Source organism: Anaerovibrio lipolyticus LB2005 (genome assembly GCF_000621545.1).
In the GTDB taxonomy this organism is placed as follows: Bacteria; Bacillota; Negativicutes; order Selenomonadales; family Selenomonadaceae; genus Anaerovibrio; species Anaerovibrio lipolyticus_A.
Window position 1 is genome coordinate 43,388 of sequence record NZ_JHYA01000006.1, and the last position, 18,823, is coordinate 62,210.

General features: G+C 40.0%; 20 protein-coding genes and 1 pseudogene. 17 read left to right on the plus strand and 4 right to left on the minus strand.

The window, feature by feature from the left end:
* Positions 1-89: 89 nt before the first annotated feature.
* Entirely contained in the window at positions 90-1,403 is a 1,314-nt protein-coding gene (locus T355_RS14730) for a GGDEF domain-containing protein (RefSeq protein WP_027397121.1), read from the plus strand.
* A gap of 65 nt (positions 1,404-1,468) precedes the next feature.
* Here T355_RS14730 and T355_RS0106890 read toward each other — a convergent pair whose 3' ends face one another.
* Positions 1,469-2,254, minus strand: a complete 786-nt coding sequence (locus tag T355_RS0106890) for a hypothetical protein (RefSeq protein WP_027397122.1) — start codon at positions 2,252-2,254, stop codon at positions 1,469-1,471.
* 155 nt (positions 2,255-2,409) lie between these two features.
* Here T355_RS0106890 and T355_RS0106895 point away from each other — a divergent pair, with 155 nt between their 5' ends.
* From T355_RS0106895 to T355_RS0106905, 3 genes are read left to right on the plus strand one after another with little or no spacing between them, the layout of a single operon-like run.
* The gene (locus tag T355_RS0106895; protein ID WP_027397123.1) at positions 2,410-2,610 is read left to right on the plus strand and encodes a hypothetical protein; all 201 of its coding nucleotides are present in this window, start codon (positions 2,410-2,412) and stop codon (positions 2,608-2,610) included.
* 25 nt (positions 2,611-2,635) lie between these two features.
* Positions 2,636-3,193, plus strand: a complete 558-nt coding sequence (locus T355_RS0106900; protein ID WP_081777633.1) for a LemA family protein — start codon at positions 2,636-2,638, stop codon at positions 3,191-3,193.
* The gene (locus tag T355_RS0106905) at positions 3,193-4,158 is read left to right on the plus strand and encodes a TPM domain-containing protein (protein ID WP_051555443.1); all 966 of its coding nucleotides are present in this window, start codon (positions 3,193-3,195) and stop codon (positions 4,156-4,158) included. The genes T355_RS0106900 and T355_RS0106905 overlap by 1 nt, the downstream gene beginning before the upstream one ends.
* Before the next feature lie 115 nt (positions 4,159-4,273).
* Here T355_RS0106905 and T355_RS0106910 read toward each other — a convergent pair whose 3' ends face one another.
* Positions 4,274-4,753: a hypothetical protein gene (locus T355_RS0106910; RefSeq protein ID WP_027397126.1), complete on the minus strand. Its 480-nt coding sequence runs from the start codon at positions 4,751-4,753 to the stop codon at positions 4,274-4,276.
* 629 nt (positions 4,754-5,382) lie between these two features.
* On the opposite strand from T355_RS0106910, the gene T355_RS0106915 reads away from it, so the two are divergent.
* The 4 genes from T355_RS0106915 (at position 5,383) to T355_RS0106930 (ending at position 8,843) form a co-directional block, all read left to right on the plus strand.
* A complete protein-coding gene (locus T355_RS0106915) occupies positions 5,383-5,592 on the plus strand; it encodes a DUF4314 domain-containing protein (protein ID WP_027397127.1) in 210 nt (69 codons plus the stop codon).
* Positions 5,592-5,852: a hypothetical protein gene (locus T355_RS14990; RefSeq protein ID WP_037329980.1), complete on the plus strand. Its 261-nt coding sequence runs from the start codon at positions 5,592-5,594 to the stop codon at positions 5,850-5,852. The genes T355_RS0106915 and T355_RS14990 overlap by 1 nt, the downstream gene beginning before the upstream one ends.
* A 299-nt stretch (positions 5,853-6,151) precedes the next feature.
* On the plus strand, positions 6,152-7,213 hold the full coding sequence (locus tag T355_RS0106925) for a zinc-ribbon domain-containing protein (protein WP_027397128.1): 1,062 nt from the start codon (positions 6,152-6,154) through the stop codon (positions 7,211-7,213).
* A 13-nt stretch (positions 7,214-7,226) separates the two neighbouring features.
* Entirely contained in the window at positions 7,227-8,843 is a 1,617-nt protein-coding gene (locus tag T355_RS0106930) for an NACHT domain-containing protein (RefSeq protein WP_027397129.1), read from the plus strand.
* 601 nt (positions 8,844-9,444) lie between these two features.
* Here T355_RS0106930 and T355_RS0106940 read toward each other — a convergent pair.
* Complete coding sequence (locus T355_RS0106940) at positions 9,445-9,651, minus strand: hypothetical protein (protein ID WP_027397130.1); 207 nt, start codon at positions 9,649-9,651, stop codon at positions 9,445-9,447.
* Between the two features lie 159 nt (positions 9,652-9,810).
* Between T355_RS0106940 and T355_RS0106945 the strand changes: the two genes are divergently transcribed.
* From T355_RS0106945 to T355_RS13850, 6 genes and pseudogenes are all read left to right on the plus strand, one after another.
* The gene (locus tag T355_RS0106945) at positions 9,811-10,257 is read left to right on the plus strand and encodes a YaiI/YqxD family protein (RefSeq protein WP_027397131.1); all 447 of its coding nucleotides are present in this window, start codon (positions 9,811-9,813) and stop codon (positions 10,255-10,257) included.
* A 93-nt stretch (positions 10,258-10,350) separates the two neighbouring features.
* Entirely contained in the window at positions 10,351-10,560 is a 210-nt protein-coding gene (locus T355_RS0106950) for a DUF4314 domain-containing protein (protein ID WP_027397132.1), read from the plus strand.
* Positions 10,560-10,775 carry a DUF4314 domain-containing protein gene (locus T355_RS0106955; protein ID WP_027397133.1) on the plus strand — a complete coding sequence of 72 codons (216 nt, stop codon included), beginning with the start codon at positions 10,560-10,562 and terminating at the stop codon, positions 10,773-10,775. Before T355_RS0106950 ends, T355_RS0106955 begins: the two co-directional genes overlap by 1 nt.
* Entirely contained in the window at positions 10,772-11,050 is a 279-nt protein-coding gene (locus T355_RS14995) for a hypothetical protein (RefSeq protein ID WP_071997180.1), read from the plus strand. The genes T355_RS0106955 and T355_RS14995 overlap by 4 nt, the downstream gene beginning before the upstream one ends.
* Positions 11,050-11,283, plus strand: coding sequence for a hypothetical protein (locus T355_RS0106965; RefSeq protein WP_027397134.1), 234 nt, complete (start codon positions 11,050-11,052; stop codon positions 11,281-11,283). The genes T355_RS14995 and T355_RS0106965 overlap by 1 nt, the downstream gene beginning before the upstream one ends.
* Positions 11,284-11,422: 139 nt before the next feature.
* Positions 11,423-12,043: pseudogene (locus T355_RS13850) on the plus strand (terminase TerL endonuclease subunit); the annotation flags it as partial.
* A 193-nt stretch (positions 12,044-12,236) separates the two neighbouring features.
* Here the strand turns inward: T355_RS13850 and T355_RS0106975 are convergent.
* Entirely contained in the window at positions 12,237-14,096 is a 1,860-nt protein-coding gene (locus tag T355_RS0106975; protein ID WP_027397135.1) for a hypothetical protein, read from the minus strand.
* 133 nt (positions 14,097-14,229) lie between these two features.
* Between T355_RS0106975 and T355_RS15540 the strand changes: the two genes are divergently transcribed.
* Genes T355_RS15540 through T355_RS0106990 form a run of 3 tightly spaced genes read left to right on the plus strand, consistent with a single transcriptional unit; the run spans position 14,230 to position 18,769 of the window.
* Positions 14,230-16,203 (plus strand): phage portal protein, encoded by a 1,974-nt coding sequence (locus T355_RS15540; RefSeq protein WP_071997181.1) that lies wholly within the window; start codon positions 14,230-14,232, stop codon positions 16,201-16,203.
* Between the two features lie 13 nt (positions 16,204-16,216).
* Complete coding sequence (locus tag T355_RS0106985) at positions 16,217-16,768, plus strand: DUF2815 family protein (protein ID WP_027397136.1); 552 nt, start codon at positions 16,217-16,219, stop codon at positions 16,766-16,768.
* Between the two features lie 60 nt (positions 16,769-16,828).
* A complete protein-coding gene (locus T355_RS0106990; protein WP_027397137.1) occupies positions 16,829-18,769 on the plus strand; it encodes a DNA polymerase in 1,941 nt (646 codons plus the stop codon).
* Positions 18,770-18,823: the final 54 nt, after the last annotated feature.

Here is an 18,823-nt window from a genome sequence, read left to right on the forward strand (position 1 = left end):
ATAGAAGTAGTCGGATTATGTTTTTTTAGTTTATGCGTTTTAAATAGGTAATAAAAATGGGCAATTCACATAGGCTAATGGATAATTTAATGAATAGCAGTATGGAAATGAGCTTTGACTGTGAGGCAAATCTGCGGGAACAGCTGGCAGTTGTTGATTCCATGTCAAAATTCTATATTTACATATATTCCTTTGACCTGGTGACAGAAATGTATAGGGAAATATATGTGGATGAGGCTCATGTCCATACTATTATGGGAAGTACCGGAAATATCAGTATTTCTGTCAAGGATATGTGCCGGATGTTGGTTAAACCGGAGTATATTTCTGGCATGGTGGATTTTACGGAAATCAGCACCATGGGGTATCGTTTGCGGGATAAAAAGTATATTACCTATCAATATGAAGGAATTAATACCGGCTGGCTGGAGGCTATTCTTTTTCCTGGGCAGGTGGATGAGGATGGCGTTCTTAAAAAGGCTATTTTTGCAGTCCGTGATATAAACTATGAGAAGAACAAGGAATCACAGCTTATTTATAATTCCTATATTGATGGTCTTACTCAGCTTTATAATCGCAAGATGTACAATGAAAATCTGCAGGAATATGATAATTCAAAGCTGCAAACTAACATGGTATTTCTGTCCGTTGATGTTAACGGTCTTAAAATTGTAAATGATACATTGGGTCATGATGCTGGAGATGAGCTGATTATTGGGGTTGCGGATTGCCTCAGACAGTGCTTTTCGCAGTATGGTCGGGTATATAGGCTTGGTGGCGATGAGTTTGCTGCGGTTATTTATATTTCTCCGGCTAATCTTCCACGTTTTATTTGCCAATTTAACAGTGTGGTGGAAGGCTGGCACGGCAAGCTGGTTGATAGCATGTCCATATCATTGGGTTACGTTACCCAAACAGAGTGCCGCGAGAAAGATATATATGAAATGGCCAAGATTGCCGATGAGCGCATGTATCGTGATAAGGAGCAATACTATGCTCTCAAGGGAGTAGACCGCACCGGCAGACAGAGTGCCCACAATGCCCTCAGCTGTATGTATGAAAAGGTCTTGAAGCTGAATCTTACAACTAACAGCTACCAGATTATTCATATTGATGAGGAGGAGTTTAAAAATTTCAATGGTACCAGATATTCTCTTTCTGTAGATATAAAGCGTTACGTTGAGGCTGGGTATATTCATACCGATGATCAGGAAACGTATTTAAAGTACATGGATATAGAATTTGTTAAGGAATTTTTTGAAGGCAAAAAGAATTATTATTCATTTCCATATAAAAGGCTTGTAGGAGGGAAATATATTCCGGTTACTACTGAGATGCTGCGGGCTGATGATTATTCAAAGGATAATCGGACCATATTTTTGTTTGTAAAAAAGTATAAATAAATCGTAGAAAAAGAAATATCCCCCTAAGCCATATGGTGCTCAGGGGGATATATTAGGTTTAGATGTTATTTGAAAGCCCTGTAGGAATCCCATAACATATTAAAGGATTTCTTTTCCTGAAGCTGGGTCAATAATTCCTTGGTATCCATCCAGCCAATGGCTCCCTGTTGAATTTGGCCACCGCCCAAGTGCTCCTGTAAGAGATTGTCATATCTTGATTTATCAATTTCTACAGGAGGCTGATCTGCGGTATGATTTTCTGCTTCGCTGTTTAGCCATCCAGGCAGATAATAGTGATTTGTTTCCGTGCCATCATAGCCGGATAATTGCCATTTCTTTATAGCAAATTCATCAATAAGCAAATCGCCAATCAGGCGTATAGCATAAGTTTTGGTGGTGTTCTCAAATTCTGTTTGCCATTTTACGCTGTCAAATATGTAATAATAAATCCCTTCCCCAGGATTTGCATATATTTGAGGATTTTTTGCTGAATCTGGCGCGCTGAAAATATCCGGATAATCCGATCCACCAGTAAGATATACACCCCAACGGCGTTCCAAGGTTTTTGCGTCCATTTCCTCACACTGGATATAAGCTGCCCCATCCAGGCCTGCCTCCTTGGCCTTGAATAGCTCGACATTGCCGTCATGATCAAGATCTGTTATGGCATAATGCCATTTTTCCCAATCCTTGTCCTTTGCCGGCGTTACGAACCAGCCTTTACTTCCCATACCTGTCTGGGACAAAATATCGATTTGGTGCGCCTGCTGCATAGGGGCTGCCAGAGCCGCTGTAGCAGCAACGGATGCCAATAATGTTATGGCTAATGATTTAAACATAATTTTTCCCATCGGTTTTAACCTCCCTTAAAGCACTTTCCTACACTTTAATCAAATTCGACAAAAATATCTGTCTTTCCTTCAATAAAAAAACATTTATTATATGAAGAATGATATACTATAGAAAAAATATTATGCATAGAAAATGATGAATGCGAGGTGTTGTTATGGGAAGTCCTCCTAATATCGAAACTTCAACTACTGCGGAGCGGGAGAAGTATATATATGATAATTTTTATTGTCGCGCTAATTGTGAAAGCTGTGGAATATGTCAGATTTATCATGGTAAATCACCGGAAATTGTATATGCCGATTATATTGATGGCAAAAGAACATTTCAGGAGATTGCCAATGAATATAACAAATAATAAATAAGGTTCAGGGGGGATTATTTTGCTTAGAGTTAGCGGTATTCTTTCAATTGTGCTGTTGGCGGTTATTATTTTTGGGGGAATTGGAACCTATAACAGCATAAAGGAAGCACGGATTAACGTCGATGCCCAATATGGTCAGGTGGAAAATCAGATTCAACGACGGGCGGATTTAATACCTAATCTGGTGAACACCGTAAAGGGGTATATGAAGTACGAGGAAAAGGTTCTTACGGAGGTAACAGCCGCCAGAGCCAAGGTGGCCGGGGCCAGCTCCCCAGAGGAAATGGCAGCTGCTGATGCTGCGTTATCAGGGGCATTGGGCCATCTGTTTGCAGTGGTGGAAAACTATCCGGAGTTAAAGGCGGATGCTCATTTTACTGAGCTTATGCGGGAAGTATCCGGATCAGAAAATCGTATTGCTGTGGCCCGCAAGGACTACAATAATGCCATTAAGGACTACAATGTTATTGTCAGCACCTTCCCGGGAATTATGTTTGCTGGAATGATGGGTTATTCTCCTATTGCATCATTTGCGGCTGAGGAATCGGCCCATAGTGTGCCACAGGTGGCATTCTGATGTGGGGGAAGCGTACCCTTTGGCATTCGTTGCTGGTTTTGGTTTTGTTTGTGTGTCAGGTAATATTGGGACAATTTGTAAATTGTGGAACGGCCCTGGCAGCAGACATTCCCGCACCGCCAACGAGAGAAATTTATGTGGCTGATTATGCCGGCATGGTGATGTCAGAGGAAAAGCAGGAAATTTTAACCATCGGCCAGGATTTGGACAAGCGTTTTGGTGCCCAGCTGGTGGTGGTAACCATTGTTTCCTTGAAGGGGGAATCCATCGAGGAATACGCCAACGAGCTGTTTCGTAAATGGGGAATAGGAGACAGAAAAAAGAATAATGGAGTGTTGCTTCTGATTTCCAAGGAAGACAGAAGATTTCGTGTAGAAGTGGGCTACGGGCTGGAGGGTGCCTTAACGGACGGCTACACAGGTGAGGTCCTGGATGGTATGGTGCCATACTTTAGAAATGGCGATTATTCCGTAGGTATAGCTGATGCTTACTTCAAGCTGGCCGGAAAAACATACGAGGAATATGGAGCGGCACCGCCAGAGGGCTTTGTAATTGAAAATTCTTCATCTTCTGATGCAAAAAGTACGGCATTGGGCAATGATACTGCAGTAAAGGACAATCCAGCTGCAAGTGTCAATACAGGGACAGGTGCCAATGTAGAGGATGAAGAATATACATGGTGGGAATATATTCTCTACGGAACATTTGGGCTTGCTCTTGGCGTGGGACTTTTTTATGTTTTGATATGTTATGTCCTGTTGCCAATGCTGAATTTAACTATTTTTGCGTTTATGGCTATTTTATATATAGTTTCCTTTGGCCATCTGGGTTCCCTTGACTACAAGGGCATGTTTAGTGGCGGAGGTGGCGGCTTCGGTGGTGGAGGCGGCTTCGGCGGTGGCGGCGGAGGAGGCGGCTTCGGTGGAGGCTCCTCTGGAGGCGGCGGCTCATCCGGCGGCTGGTAAAAAGGATTAATCAGACAATGTAATTTCCCAGAGGAACGTTTCGTTTTTCAATGTTTCCAATTTACGGTACTGTTCGATGTTAAACCCTTTGGCGCAACGCAAGGTGACGGGCTTTTTAAACAGTGGAATCCGCTTCACTTTCAGCCCCTGGGACTCGATAAAGGCTTGCGCTTATTCTCTTGACTTCCGCAATCGCTGGAGCAAGATCCGCCCCAACGAAATATATTCCGCGGCGCGACATGGCAAGACTACGCGGGGCAAATCCGCAAGCGATGTCAAGCGTGTTCCGATAATCGTTTTGTATTATGTATTCGTTGAGCGCAGCGTAGCGCATCTCAATGTAAAGCTGATTCACCGGTGCCAGCTCATCGTAATTTTGAACGGTATCTTTCGCAAGGCTAACTTTCTTGTCACCAATGGCGTTTGCAAATTCAGCCGCCTCTGGAACGCCCGCCTCGCGTAACCAATAAAGGGATGTGTACGCCGTGTATGTAACTGGCGCCATATTTTCCGCTGCACACACACCGCTCAAAACATAGCACAGTAAAGTGACAAGCACGAATAGCCTTGTAAGTGACAATTTTAAATGTAACATAATCTTTTTCTCCGTCTTAATATGGCCCTGCTATATCAAGCAGCCACACTTCAAAATTATAACGCCATTGTTCAAATTTTTCTTCTTTAAGAAGAAAAATCTTCCAATTAGCGTTTCCCTAAAGGACTAACTCACTTCGTTCGTGTCGCAACGAGCTGGGAGATATGCTCGCTAGCTGTTAAAGTTTGTTTCCCCCCACCTAAAGAGGTGGGGGACATCTTAAAGCTCGTTATATATTCTTGCAGAAATTATAGCATTATATATCAGTTCTTACTAACAATTTATTTTGGTGCTTTTTCGCAGTCTCTTTTTAAATATGAAAATGTATTGCGAATTGCGTCACTTTTGTATTTTTTTTGGATAGATGAAGAAAAGATATTGTACATTTTGCAGTATTTCATATTTAATAATACAAATACAAATATCCGCTTGATATTTATGCCTTTTGTCGGTAAGTCTTGCAAATAAAGGATTTCAAACTGTTTTGATATTGACTTTTATACCAATTTTATACCTTTAGAAGAATGTCTTGAATAATATAGCTGCTCTCAAACGAGGGCAGTTTTTTATTTTGGCCGCTTACAAGGAGCCCAAACCACGACATAATGTTGGTGAGGAGGTCATGCTATATGAGAAAAGCTATTGAACAGGCCAAGGCAACATACCTGGCAGGAATGAGAGTCCGTTTGGTCAAGATGGATGATATCCAGGCACCACCGATAGGCATCGAGGGAACGGTAATAGGTGTGGATGACATCGGTTCGGTTATGGTGGCATGGGATAACGGCTCGGGATTAAATGTGGTTCTGGGTGAGGATGAAATCGAGGTGGTGAAGTAATGAGACTATGTCCAATTTGCGGCAAGGAGTACGACAGCTATCCGGCATTGTCAAGGAAAGACAACCGTACTGAGATCTGTCCAGATTGCGGTAATAGGGAAGCAGTGGAGGTGTATACCCTTTATTCTAAGGAGGGTGACATTACCTTCATAATGGAGGATAAGAAGAATATGACTTCAGTGGTGGGCTTCTATTATGGTGATCCTGATGAGGAGGCGACAAAGATATTCAGAGGTAAGCTGACAGCGGAGTTTGAGTAAAAATCAATAAGGGGTTAGATTTTTTGTTGCAACATTTTATTAAATAGTTGGATATGATAATTCAATAAAAAAAGCTGAAAGTGCCTGACTGCCTTTTATTGTAGGCTGTCAGGCACTTTCAGCGTATCACTTGAATACATATAGTCATGTCAAAAAAGTGTTTTAATTTAAAGATTCAAAGCATATAATTCAAAGCTCATAATATGCAATGATAAATGAAATTGTTTTAAAGGATTTGTGTAATAAATGTAGAATTAATCAAGGGTGAAGGAAAAAATAAGCAGGAAAGTGATTTATACATGAATGAGATATTTGCTAAAAAATGTGAAGATCCAGTTCAGTTTGATAAAATACGTTATCTGGTTCATTCCTTGGAAACAGAGAGAATGCACCAGACTATACTTGAAATGTGTAAAGTTAATCCTTACTTAGCGGTTCTTTGTTATAATACAGCAGAACAGAATGATATTTTAAGAGAAGACATTATAAATAAACTGGATGACACAAAGATAAATAGTCTTCACGAAGCAGTTATGTTATGTTTAGCTTGGGATGCTATTGACCAACCTCAAAAATATTATCGACATATAAAGGATCATAGACATAAAATAAACAAAAAATGTATGTTGGGGATAAAAGGGATTTTTGTTCCGTGTAAAAAGAATAAGTTTAAAAATAGTGAATGGAAGAAAGAACCTTCTTATTGGGTAGATGAGTTTTTAAAATTGATATTGAGACGCAGAAGGAGAAACTATTTAACAAAATTATTAAATCTAACAGGAATCAATATTGAAAACTACACGGAAGAGCTTTTAGATAGCGGTATGTTTCCTAAAAAACCTACGCAAAGAAGTATTTATAGCTGGCTTCGCTTTATTGAATATTTTGGTTTATATGGAAAAATAAGCAGTTTGGAATTTGATTATTCGAGAGATTATGAAAAAATTATTGAAACTTTTTTTAATTTAGACGATGAAAAAAAGAAGATTAGATTATTTGGTGCTATATATAAATTGAGTATATTAGGATTTAAGCAAGAACCACATGCGATAGAAATTGCAAAAAAATATACAGAAAAAGGTGGCTGGATGGGAGAAATACTAAATAGTCTGGAAGGTATATTGCAAAATAATGACCACAGAAAAACACGTTATGATGAATATGCGGCAGCAAAATGGTGGGATGAAGAAAAAAATGGAATGCCATTTCACGAGTTTGTTGGCCTTGAGATGAAGATAGTATGGGTTTGGTGGAAATGTTCATGTGGATATTCGTGGTTAGGTAGTTCAATAACTAAGAGAATGGAATGTTCTAAATGTGGTGAGCGTAGTCTTATCATAATACGTAGAAAGAAAAAGTAAAAGAAGGTTTAATATGGAAAAGGAAATCATTGATTTTATAGTAAAAGAGGTTCGTCCTCGTTATGATGAAAATATTGAAGAAGCGGCGAAGGTATTTTTGGATACTCTTAAATATGACATAGATGAGGACGATTTAAATGGTCTTGGAACGCGACTGATACCAACTCTAGATGCCCTTGCCACAGAAAGTCAACCTCTACATACGCTTTTTCCTGCTATTAATAAAGTTGAACCATATGCAAGAAAAGTGCTATGTATCGTTAATCGAGTTAAATATAATTCTATTAAAGAAGAGCAAGGAGGTTTTTCTCCAATTTTAAGTGCTTTGGGAATAAGAGCAAAACAAATCCAGAGAGCATATGATTTGAGAAATTTAGAAGCCCATGCTTGTAAAGATTGGACCAGAGGACAATCTTATGAGAAAATATTGGATATTTTGATTGCTTGTTTAAAAATAACAAACGAGCAAATAGGCCAATTGAAGAAAGTGATTTATCAATCCGGAGGATCAAAGGAAAACACTTTTGAGTATATTAATGCCGTTATCCGTCAGTACAAGGATAAGATTAACAAAATTGTGCAGCTGGACTCGGAGGAAGATGTTTCTCTGTTAGATATAAATGCAGTCGAAAATGATACTGGAGAAAAAGTCGCTCGAAAAGGATCTGTACGAGAATTAATAGCTTCTATCGAGGAAAAACGCATGATTCTTTGGGGAGATGCAGGAGCGGGAAAAACAACTACTTTAGAATATATTGTTTATCTTGATGCTAAAGATTATAAAGCTGGAAAAAGTAGCAAAATTCCTGTGTTAATATATCTTGGAATGGCGACAGATGAACATTTGACTTTGGAAGACTATATTGCAGATAAATTGAATATTAAATTAGATGAATTGAAGGCTTTATTGAAAAATGGAAGGATAAATCTTTATTTTGACGGATATAATGAAATCCCCTACACTGAAAGGAATATGTTAAAAACAAAGCGTCGGCGTGAGTTAACAAATATTCTTGAGAATTATCCTGATACTTTTATTATTCTTACAAATCGCCCACAGGATGGTAAGGAATTCTCGAGAATCCCTGTATTTAATCTTCTTGAAATGGACAACGGGAAAGTTGAGGAATTCATACAGAAGAATACAGCATCTGAAGGTGAAAAAAATAAGGTAAGGGAAGCGATTGACCAGGATGAAAATTTGTTCCAGCTCATAAAAAAACCGTTAATTCTTAAAAGTCTATTGTTTATTGTTAAAACAACGGGAGCTGTTCCAAGACGTGAAGGAAGAATTATTGGTGATTTTTTGAAAGCACTGTTTGTCCGCGAACAGCAGGAAAAATATGATGAGTATCTTGATGAGGAAAGGATACATTTGCTTTTAAGACGTATTGGCTATGAAACCTTTGAAAATAATAAAACAAATTCTGGTATTTCTAAAGAAATAATCATGGATATTATGAATCGTTGTCAGAAAGATTATAATTTCTCCTATGATAATTTATATGCTTTAAACCTCATTGTTCATCTCGGAATTATGGACAAGAGGGATAACCAATATGTTTTTGCGCATCAATCTTATCAGGATTACTATGCAGCCCAGGAAGAAAAAGCAGTTTTAGATATGTAAAAGGATGATGGTATTATAACCTGATTCCAGGATTAAGTATCAATATATCAGTTCCTATAAATTCCCGTTATCGGAAGGCATAAAAATACATCCCCCGGAGGTAGCAGTTTTGCTATTTTCGGGGGATTTTGTATTTTTAGGGTTATTAGGTGGATTTGGCGGTATGGTGAATAGGGGATACAGGAAAATGAGAGATTATTCGTAGAAATATTAAGTTTATGCTTGCACGTGGAGACTGTGGTAATTTTGCGCAACGAATTTAATAGACACGATGAGGATGGAGTCGTTGAAGTCAGCGTCAATGCTGATGATCACCGCAAAATAAAGGGTAAAAAGAAAAAGTGATTTTATAAACGGAGATACCCACAAATGATATGTACCCTCTTTTCTGGACAACCAGGAAGGAGGGGATATTTTTATGGGCGCAATAAAAAAGGAGCCGCATATGCAGCCCCTATGTAAACGGGATGTAGTGTAAGTAATTTGTATCCCGGCTTACATCATAAAGAAAGTTGGGCCGCTGGGTGGCAGCCCACAGTGTATTGGACTATTGTGAAGGAAGAAACAGTAGCCCATACAGAAAGGAGTGTTAAGGTTTATATCAGAAATTATCGTCAACCATGTGTTTGTCCGGAATTTCGTTGAGGTGCTGTTTTATAGCCTGAAAGCGTTGTGCTTCCAACTCATATCTTTCTACTTCTTGCAAAAACTGTTTTGATAGATTATTGTCTTGTCCGTTCAAAGAAGGTACAGGAATATGATCTAAAAGCCCGTCAAAGAAAGACACTATAGGATTGTTGTCGGTCATATATAAGCCCCCCTCACATATCTTACGGACCAATTATACCATTTATTTCGGTTATTTTATAATACATTTTAGTTATGATGATGGTATGGATGTACAGTTTTTGGTTATTAAGTATTGTGTTATAATACAAGCCAAAGATAAATGAAAGAGACGGATAATATGAGAATATTTGTTGATGCAGATGGATGCCCGGTAGTTAGGCAGACTGAGGAAGTGGCCGTGAAATATGGTGTTCCAGTGACACTTCTGTGTGATACTAATCATATACTTAAATCAGACTACAGTGAGGTAAAGATAATTGGAGCAGGGGCGGATGCGGTGGATTTTGCCCTTGTTAATCTGTGCCACGAAGGTGATGTGGTGGTTACTCAGGACTACGGTGTTGCAGCTATGACTCTGGGTAAGAAGGCGTATGCTATCCATCAGAATGGTTGGCTGTATACCAATGAAAATATAGATAGGCTACTTATGGAACGTCACATTACCAAGAAGGCGCGCAGGGCATCTGGGAAACATCACCTAAGGGGACCAAGGAAACGCTTGGAAGATGATGACATAAAGTTCAAGGAGTCATTGGCAAGGTTGTTGGCAAGTATAACAGATTAATAATATAGCTGCTCTCAAATGAGGGCAGTTTTTTATTTTGGCCGCTTACAAGAAGCCCAAACCACGACATAATGATGGTGAGGAGGTCATGCTATGAGAGATGAGATTGCAAAGGCCAAGGCTACATACCTGGCAGGAATGAGGGTACGATTGGTAAAGATGGATGATATTCAGGCACCGCCGATAGGCACAGAGGGAACGGTAAGAGGCGTGGATGACATCGGTTCGGTTATGGTGGCATGGGATAACGGCTCGGGATTAAATGTGGTTCTGGGTGAGGATGAGATCGAGGTGGTTAAATAATGAAAAGCGACAAGGAAGTAAGCCGTATTGAAAGAACCTATCAACCTGGAATGAGGGTAAAGCTTCTTAAGAAGTACGGACCACAGTCACCACCGGTTGGAACCATGGGGACCGTCAGGACAGTGGATGTTTTTGGATATATCCAGATTTCATGGGATAACATATCGGGAGTAATTGTTGTTTTGGATGAGGATGATTTTGAGGTGGTGGAATGATGAGAGTATGTCCAATTTGCGGCAAGGAGTATGATGGTTATCCGGCACTGTCAAGGAAAGACAACTGTACTGAGATCTGTCCAGATTGCGGTACTAGGGAAGCAGTGGAGGTTTATACGCTTTATTCTCAGGAAGGTGACATCACCTTCATAATGGAGGATAAGAAGAATACAACTTCAGTGGTTGGCTTCTATTATGGTGAGCCTAATAAGGAGAACACGAGAGAATTCAGAGGAAAACTAACAGCGGAGTTTGATGAAGGGGAGGGTGCATAATGATAGAAGAACAGGTTTGCATTGATATTGTGGCTAAGTGTTCTTGTTGCGGTAATGTAGAAATATATACCTTAAACGAGGAAGAGTCACTTATGTACGTCAAATACCTAGATTACGGCAGAAAAATGGGATACTTACAAGATCTATTTCCTAATGTGCCTGCATGGATAAGAAGTGGTGGAATAGATCAGTACAGTAACGGATTTTGCATATGTCCACATTGTTATGAATGAGTAAAGGCCAGTTTCTATAATTAAGGAGCTGGCCATTTTTTATTTGTAATTATAATTTACTCACCAAAATAATCGATTTTCCCAAATCCGCCCCAAACTGCACCTTTTGAGGCCATCCCTATTTTTTCGCCTTTCATTTTATGGAGGTCTTGACCTATCCAGTACCACGGATATAACGGCCTTTGTGCTGGTGTTTCCGCCTTTGGACGAAGATGATAAATACTATATTCTTCCTTATTTCTGGATTCCTGAGGACAACGTTGATGTAAGAGTAAGGCGCGACCATGTGCCTTATGATGTGTGGGAGAAGCAGGGAAAATTGCTGACAACTGAGGGCAATGTGGTCCATTACGGCTACATTGAGCAGTTCATTGATAAGCTGAATGAAAGGTTTAATATCCGGGAAATCGCATACGACCGCTGGGGAGCTGTGCAGATGGTACAGAACCTTGAAGGGATGGGCTTTACAGTGGTCCCATTTGGTCAGGGTTTTAAGGATATGAACCCACCAACCAAGGAGCTTATGAAGCTGACGTTGGAGGAGAAAATAGCTCATGGAGGGCATCCGGTACTTAGATGGATGATGGATAACATCTTCATAAAGACAGACCCGGCCGGTAACATAAAGCCGGACAAAGAAAAATCCACAGAGAAGATTGACGGTGTTGTGGCCACAATAATGGCCCTTGACCGAGCAATCCGCTGTGGATTGGATAATGGTGAAAGTGTGTATGATGGGCGTGGGCTGCTGTTGATTTAAGACACAACAGGTGCTACAGCCTTTTTGCCAATAACTCAAGCAGATGGATAGTCTGTTTGGGGTGTTTCTGCCAGATTTCCATGCTTCTATAGTTTTGCTTAAGCATAAAAAGGGACAATGTTTTTTTCAGTTTTGGATAGGTTTTCCATCTCATTTTTTTTATGGTGACATATTTTGAAATGATTTTTATTAGTTACTCATGGCTTAAAATCTTATGAGTATAATAAAGCACCAAAGTGCTATATATAAATAGAATAATTACAAATATCCACTGTACTTCTTCATCAAAAATACTAATGATTTGAGATTCTGCAACTATGTATACCAATGGTATACTACTAGCTACAAAGAGCAGCCGGCCAGGGTGTAAGATGTAATTTCTCTTTATGGTTTTTTTTAGCTCCTTAAATAAAGGGGGAAATAAAACACCCAAACCCTCATTTTTAATATATTTAATTCTTGAAATTGCATCTCTTATGTATTCAGGAGTTTTTAAAAGTTTATTTTGTATTTTTATAATAAAATTTAAGATACCTTCAGGTATGATTAATCCTAGTAGGCCAGTTATATTAAAGGCTAATATTACTGCAAAAATGCATATCAAGGTTATCCATTGCCCAGGAACTTCTTTTTTATTAATATTAAAATTTTCTAAAAGTTGCGGTAGTTTATCTTTTGCATCAAAGAACTGGTCACAAAAAGATAATGAATCAGCAAAAACTGAACATATCCCGAAAAATGCTAATATACCTACTACACGCTCAACCTTTTTCAGCCTTTTAGTATTGTTTTCGGCCATTACCTGCTGACTCATCTCTGCTATAGCATCAACACCCTTTTCAAGGTTCCCAGAAATTTCACTTATATTACATTCTTTTTTCGCATAGAGATAAATATCATTGATAGATTTTTCATAACTGACAAACGAAGTTGTGTTTAACAAATAAAATAAATTAATTTTTAATCTAAGTTCCTTTATTTTTTTATATAGATCATCTGATAAATTACCTGAGTATGCCTGTGGGTCTTTGGGCAATTTTTCATATGCATATAACTGACTTAAACTCTTTAAAAAGTAATATTGTTGTAATACATCCGTATACACTCTCTGAATCATTTTATATTTAATAAATCCAGAAAAATAATTACTAAATCGCTCAGAATGAAGCGTAGGCATCTTTAGTTCAAAAAATGGATTACATGAAAAAAATATCATGCAATTAATATCCGTATAGCAAAATAAATCGTTTGTAATCATTTCTGGTTCTTTGCAACCATTATATTCTAGTACAAAATCTGGCAATACATTTTTGACATATTCCATATTTATCCCTGGTTTATATAGAGCAAAATAATTCCTACATGCATAATAATCAAAAAAATGATACGACGATAAACTTGAGGATGATATTAGTTCAATTAAATTATCTAATAGTTTTTCAATAAAGTCTGTAAAGGAAAAAGAACTCATATTTTGTAAATCATATGAGTTTGAATAGATATTAGCAATCAATTCATTTATATTATCGTTCTCTGAAAAATCGAAAGATTTTTTTATTTCGCTTGGCATAATAAAATATGGCTTATAAACACCAATCCACAAGAAATGGCGATATTTTTTACAAAACTCAGATATATTTTTTGCAGAATCTCCAAATTCAGCTTTACTTCCTATATCATAAGATAAAAAACCTATCCCATTTCCATACAAAGTTATAGTGATATCATGAATGGATATCACTTGTTTATCACTAAACAAGAATATTGGGATATCGCTAAGCACTCCATCTTTATTGGTAAGTAGTAAAGAGAATTCAAAAGCATCCCTTTCACTCGCACTTAAGTAATCATGCTCTTTATTCAACAGATTAGGGCGTTCGATCAAACTATCAAACCTATAGTATATAGATTCCTCGTTAACGTCAAAATAAAATATTTTGTTTAATATTTTGGTACAATTCCAACTATCATATAAGTCTTTTCGATCTACAGTATGATAAAAAGGAACAATGTGTGTATGTTGTCTGATGTACAACTTTTCGTTATTACTCATTAAAATCACTCCCGTTAATGGTATTGAGATGCTTATTTAAAATAATATTTTTAGATACAGAATAAATCATTATCCATAACGTTTTTAAATATTCTCGTTTTCTATCAAATTTCCTTTAAAGGAGGCATCATTTATGAATCTATTTTCTAAACTGTTTCGTTCAAGAGACAAGCCAAAGAATTACCTTTCAAGCCACTGGCCGTTTGTTTGGGGAGCAACCCCAGCGGGCAAGAATGTAACTGAACGGACAGCGATGCAGGTAACAGCTGTTTATGCCTGTGTGAGAATACTGGCAGAGGCAATAGCAAGCCTTCCGCTTCATGTGTATCAGTACAGACCTGATGGCAGCAAGGAAAAGCTATATAGTCACTGCCTTTACAGGCTCCTTCACGATGAGCCTAATCCTGAAATGACCAGCTTTGTGTTCAGGGAGACAATGATGAGCCACCTTCTGCTTTGGGGCAACGCTTATGCCCAGATTATAAGGAATGGCAGGGGAGAGGTAACTGCACTGTATCCACTTCTTCCAAACAAGATGGATGTAAGCCGTGATTCATCGGGGCAGCTTGTCTATACCTATACACGCAATGCCGATGAGTCTGGGAGTAATCAGAAGTTTGAGCAGGTGGTTCTTCCAAGGGAGGATGTCCTTCATATCCCCGGCCTTGGCTTTGATGGCCTTATCGGCTACAGTCCAATTACCATGGCCAAGAATGCAATAGGCATAGCAATAGCTACCGAGGAATATGGGGCAGCCTTCTTTGCCAACGGTGCAACCCCGGGAGGTATCCTGGAGCATCCGGGAGTAGTAAAGGACCCGGATAAGCTTCGAAAAAGCTGGCAGGCACAGTTTACGGGCAGGAAAGCCCACAGCGTGGCCGTGCTTGAAGAAGGAATGACATACAAGCAGATGGGCATACCGCCCAACGAGGCACAGTTTTTAGAGACAAGAAAATTTCAAATCAATGAGATAGCTCGAATTTTCAGAGTTCCACCGCACATGGTTGGGGACCTTGAAAAGTCGAGCTTTTCTAATATTGAGCAGCAGTCACTGGATTTTGTTATGTACACGCTTAATCCGTGGATTGCTCGATGGGAACAGGCTCTGCAGCAGGCACTATTACTTCCGGCTGAAAAGAGCCATTTGTTTTTCAGGTTCAATGTGGATGGTCTCCTGCGTGGTGACTACCAGAGCCGGATGAACGGGTATGTGCAGTATGTTATGGAGCAGTACATGGAGGCAAGGAGAAGCTGCACCGACCCTATCATCCTCATTGAGCAGAGACTTGATTTCTCATGCTATGTGCCTGATGGGTTCGGTACAGGTGACTGTGTTATTGTTTCGGATGACAGACTTCATATTATTGATTTTAAGTATGGCTTAGGGGTTCTGGTAGAAGCTGAGAACAATCCCCAGATGAAGCTTTATGCATTGGGTGCACTTGCCATCTATGACAGCCTTTATGATATTAAGGAAGTTTCCATGACAATTTTCCAGCCACGTCGGGAGAATGTAAGCACTTGGACTATTAGCACTAAGGCTCTTAAGGAATGGGCTGAGAACGAGCTTGTTCCAAAGGCTGAACTTGCCTTCAAGGGTGAAGGAGAATATCAGCCGGGTGAATGGTGTACCTTCTGCAGGGCTGCAGTAAAATGCCGTGCCAGGGCGGAGGAAAAACTCAATCTTGCCAGGAAGGATTTCAGGCTGCCGCCGCTTCTTACTGATGCCGAGATTGAGGAGGTCTTGGAAAAGCTCCCTGATCTTACCAGATGGGCCAATGCAATCACTGCCTATGCAACGGATGCAGCAGTTAATCATGGCAAGGTTTGGAACGGGTTCAAGGTAGTGGAAGGACGCTCAGTTCGAAAGTACATTGATGAGGAAAAGGTGGCAGATGCTGCCAGGAAAAACGGATACTCTGATATCTACCGTCAGTCCCTTATTCCGATGACCGAAATGCAGAAGCTGATGGGCAAAAAGAACTTTGAGGAAATCCTCGGTGAACTTATATACAAGCCACCGGGAAAGCCGACTCTTGTACCTGTTTCTGACAAGAGGCCGGCAATGAATATTTCAGATGCAAAACATGATTTTGACGAAATTTAGGGGGAAATTAATTATGACAAATTCTAACACCAAAACAAAAGTTATCACCGGTTTGAACACAAGACTCTCTTACTTTCACGGTTGGGAGCCGGTATCAATCAATGGCGGAGCGGCAAAGTATTCCGTGTCTGTTCTTATTCCAAAGGATGATAAGACTACCATCGATGCAATCAACGCAGCAGTGGATGCAGCAATTGATGAAGGGATTGCGAAATTCGGGGGCAAGAAGCCTAACAAAAAAGCTCTTAAGCTTCCACTCCGTGACGGTGATCTGGAGCGTGATGATGAGGCATACAAGGGACATTATTTCTTGAATGCAAACAGCAATACCCCGCCTGATATTGTTGACCGTAGAAATACTCGTATTAGTGATCACAGTGAGGTTTATTCAGGCTGTTATGCAAGGGTATCGCTTAACTTCTATGCCTTCAATTCCAACGGGAACAAGGGGATTGCATGCGGTCTTGGGAACATCCAGAAGGTCCGTGATGGTGAGCCTCTTGGCGGAAGATCGTCTGCAGCGGATGACTTCACCACAATAGATGATGATGATTTCCTCGAGTAATAAAGTGTTTATGGGGCGGTATGGAGGCATTCCATGCCGTCTTTTCTTAGGAGGCATCAAATGAAGAATCTTGAGATTGATCTGGAAACCTATTCATCGGTGAAGCTTAAAAAGAGCGGCGTTTACCCGTATGCTGAGTCACCCGATTTTGAAATTCTTCTGTTCGGATACAGTGTGGACGGAGGGGAAGTCAAGGTGATTGACCTTGCCCTGGGTGAAAAGATCCCTGATGAAATAATTGCAGCACTGACCGATGAGAAAGTCACAAAGTGGGCCTTCAACGCACAGTTCGAGCGTATTTGTTTATCAAGATATCTGGGCCTTAAAACGGGTGAATATCTTTCTCCAAAACAGTGGAAATGCAGCATGGTCTGGTCAGCCTATATGGGGCTTCCGCTTTCCCTGGAAGGAGTAGGTATAATACTTGGACTTGAAAAGCAGAAGCTGGCTGCCGGAAAGGATTTGATAAAGTATTTCTGTGAGCCTTGCACGCCCACAAAGTCAAATGGTGGAAGAACAAGAAACCTTCCGAAGCATGATATGGAAAAGTGGAGGCTTTTCAAGGAGTACAATGCAAGGGATGTTGAGGCGGAAATGCAGATACAGTCAAGACTGGCAAAGTTTCCCGTGCCGGATAATGTATGGGACGAGTACCATCTTGACCAGGAAATAAACGACAGGGGAATACTTGTTGATATGGAATTTGCGAGAATTGCCATCGCAATTGATGGGAAATCTCATAGTATGCTGATTGAAATGCTGAAGAGCAAGACAGGACTCGATAATCCAAACTCCGTATTACAGATGAAGTCGTGGCTTGCGGATAACGGTGTTTTAACAGATACACTTGGCAAAAAGGCTGTTGCTGAACTGATAAAGGAGACTGATAGTGATGTGGCCGATGTACTTTTAATGAGGCAAAAGATTGCCAGATCATCGGTAAAGAAGTATCAGGCAATGCAGAATGCGGCCTGCAGCGATCACAGGGTACGAGGGATGTTCATGTTTTATGGGGCAAACAGGACAGGACGTTTCAGTTCAAGGCTTGTGCAGCTGCAGAATCTTCCCAAGAACTATATATCTGATCTGGATGAGGCACGGGGACTTGTAAGAAGCGGCAATTACGAAGCACTGGATATTCTTTATGAGGATATTCCGGATACCCTTTCACAGCTGATACGCACTGCTTTTATTCCTGGTAACGGTAAGGTGTTTATTGTTGCTGACTTTTCTGCAATCGAAGCAAGGGTAATTGCATGGTATGCGGGAGAACAGTGGCGAATTGAAGCTTTTGAGGACGGAGAGGACATCTATTGTGCCTCGGCCTCACAGATGTTTGGGATACCGGTAGAAAAGCACGGGGTGAATGGGCATCTCAGACAGAAAGGTAAAATCGCAGAACTTGCCCTGGGCTATGGAGGATCAGTTGGTGCATTGAAGGAAATGGGAGCTATTGATATGGGATTAAACGAGGATGAGCTTCCTGACCTGGTAAATGCGTGGAGAAGTGCCAATCCGCATATAGTAAGATTTTGGTGGGATGTTGACCGCGCAGTAAAGAAAGCTATCAAGGAAAAAACGGTTACAAATGTGAAAGGTATAAGCTTCACATGCAGAAGCGGAATGCTGTTTATAAAACTTCCTTCGGGGAGAGTTCTCTCCTATGTCAAACCAAAAATAGGAATAAACAGATTTGGCGGGGAGTCAGTAAACTTTGAAGGCATTGGTACAGCAAAGAAATGGGAAAGACTGGAAAGCTACGGTCCAAAGTTTGTGGAGAATATTGTTCAGGCCACAAGCAGGGATTTACTGATGCACGCAATGAAGACTCTCAGGAATTTAAGAATAGTGGCCCATGTCCATGATGAAGTAATTATAGAGGCTGATACCGGCATAAGCCTTGATGCAGTTTGCAAGAAAATGGCTGAGGTTCCGTCCTGGGCAAATGGATTGAACCTTAGGGCTGATGGATATATTTGCAAATTTTATAAAAAAGATTAATAGAAACGTCCTTTTTTACCTCCTTTCGTGGCTTAACGATAGGAGGTGTTTTTT

What these genes read in the sequence shown, in the direction of transcription:
- T355_RS14730 (WP_027397121.1), top strand. Translation starts at nt 90, where the DNA reads ATGAATAGCAGTATGGAAATGAGCTTTGACTGTGAGGCAAATCTGCGG.
- T355_RS0106890 (WP_027397122.1), bottom strand. Translation starts at nt 2,254, where the DNA reads ATGGGAAAAATTATGTTTAAATCATTAGCCATAACATTATTGGCATCC.
- T355_RS0106895 (WP_027397123.1), top strand. Translation starts at nt 2,410, where the DNA reads ATGGGAAGTCCTCCTAATATCGAAACTTCAACTACTGCGGAGCGGGAG.
- T355_RS0106905 (WP_051555443.1), top strand. Translation starts at nt 3,193, where the DNA reads ATGTGGGGGAAGCGTACCCTTTGGCATTCGTTGCTGGTTTTGGTTTTG.
- T355_RS0106910 (WP_027397126.1), bottom strand. Translation starts at nt 4,753, where the DNA reads ATGTTACATTTAAAATTGTCACTTACAAGGCTATTCGTGCTTGTCACT.
- T355_RS0106915 (WP_027397127.1), top strand. Translation starts at nt 5,383, where the DNA reads ATGAGAAAAGCTATTGAACAGGCCAAGGCAACATACCTGGCAGGAATG.
- T355_RS14990 (WP_037329980.1), top strand. Translation starts at nt 5,592, where the DNA reads ATGAGACTATGTCCAATTTGCGGCAAGGAGTACGACAGCTATCCGGCA.
- T355_RS0106925 (WP_027397128.1), top strand. Translation starts at nt 6,152, where the DNA reads ATGAATGAGATATTTGCTAAAAAATGTGAAGATCCAGTTCAGTTTGAT.
- T355_RS0106930 (WP_027397129.1), top strand. Translation starts at nt 7,227, where the DNA reads ATGGAAAAGGAAATCATTGATTTTATAGTAAAAGAGGTTCGTCCTCGT.
- T355_RS0106940 (WP_027397130.1), bottom strand. Translation starts at nt 9,651, where the DNA reads ATGACCGACAACAATCCTATAGTGTCTTTCTTTGACGGGCTTTTAGAT.
- T355_RS0106945 (WP_027397131.1), top strand. Translation starts at nt 9,811, where the DNA reads ATGAGAATATTTGTTGATGCAGATGGATGCCCGGTAGTTAGGCAGACT.
- T355_RS0106950 (WP_027397132.1), top strand. Translation starts at nt 10,351, where the DNA reads ATGAGAGATGAGATTGCAAAGGCCAAGGCTACATACCTGGCAGGAATG.
- T355_RS0106955 (WP_027397133.1), top strand. Translation starts at nt 10,560, where the DNA reads ATGAAAAGCGACAAGGAAGTAAGCCGTATTGAAAGAACCTATCAACCT.
- T355_RS14995 (WP_071997180.1), top strand. Translation starts at nt 10,772, where the DNA reads ATGATGAGAGTATGTCCAATTTGCGGCAAGGAGTATGATGGTTATCCG.
- T355_RS0106965 (WP_027397134.1), top strand. Translation starts at nt 11,050, where the DNA reads ATGATAGAAGAACAGGTTTGCATTGATATTGTGGCTAAGTGTTCTTGT.
- T355_RS0106975 (WP_027397135.1), bottom strand. Translation starts at nt 14,096, where the DNA reads ATGAGTAATAACGAAAAGTTGTACATCAGACAACATACACACATTGTT.
- T355_RS15540 (WP_071997181.1), top strand. Translation starts at nt 14,230, where the DNA reads ATGAATCTATTTTCTAAACTGTTTCGTTCAAGAGACAAGCCAAAGAAT.
- T355_RS0106985 (WP_027397136.1), top strand. Translation starts at nt 16,217, where the DNA reads ATGACAAATTCTAACACCAAAACAAAAGTTATCACCGGTTTGAACACA.
- T355_RS0106990 (WP_027397137.1), top strand. Translation starts at nt 16,829, where the DNA reads ATGAAGAATCTTGAGATTGATCTGGAAACCTATTCATCGGTGAAGCTT.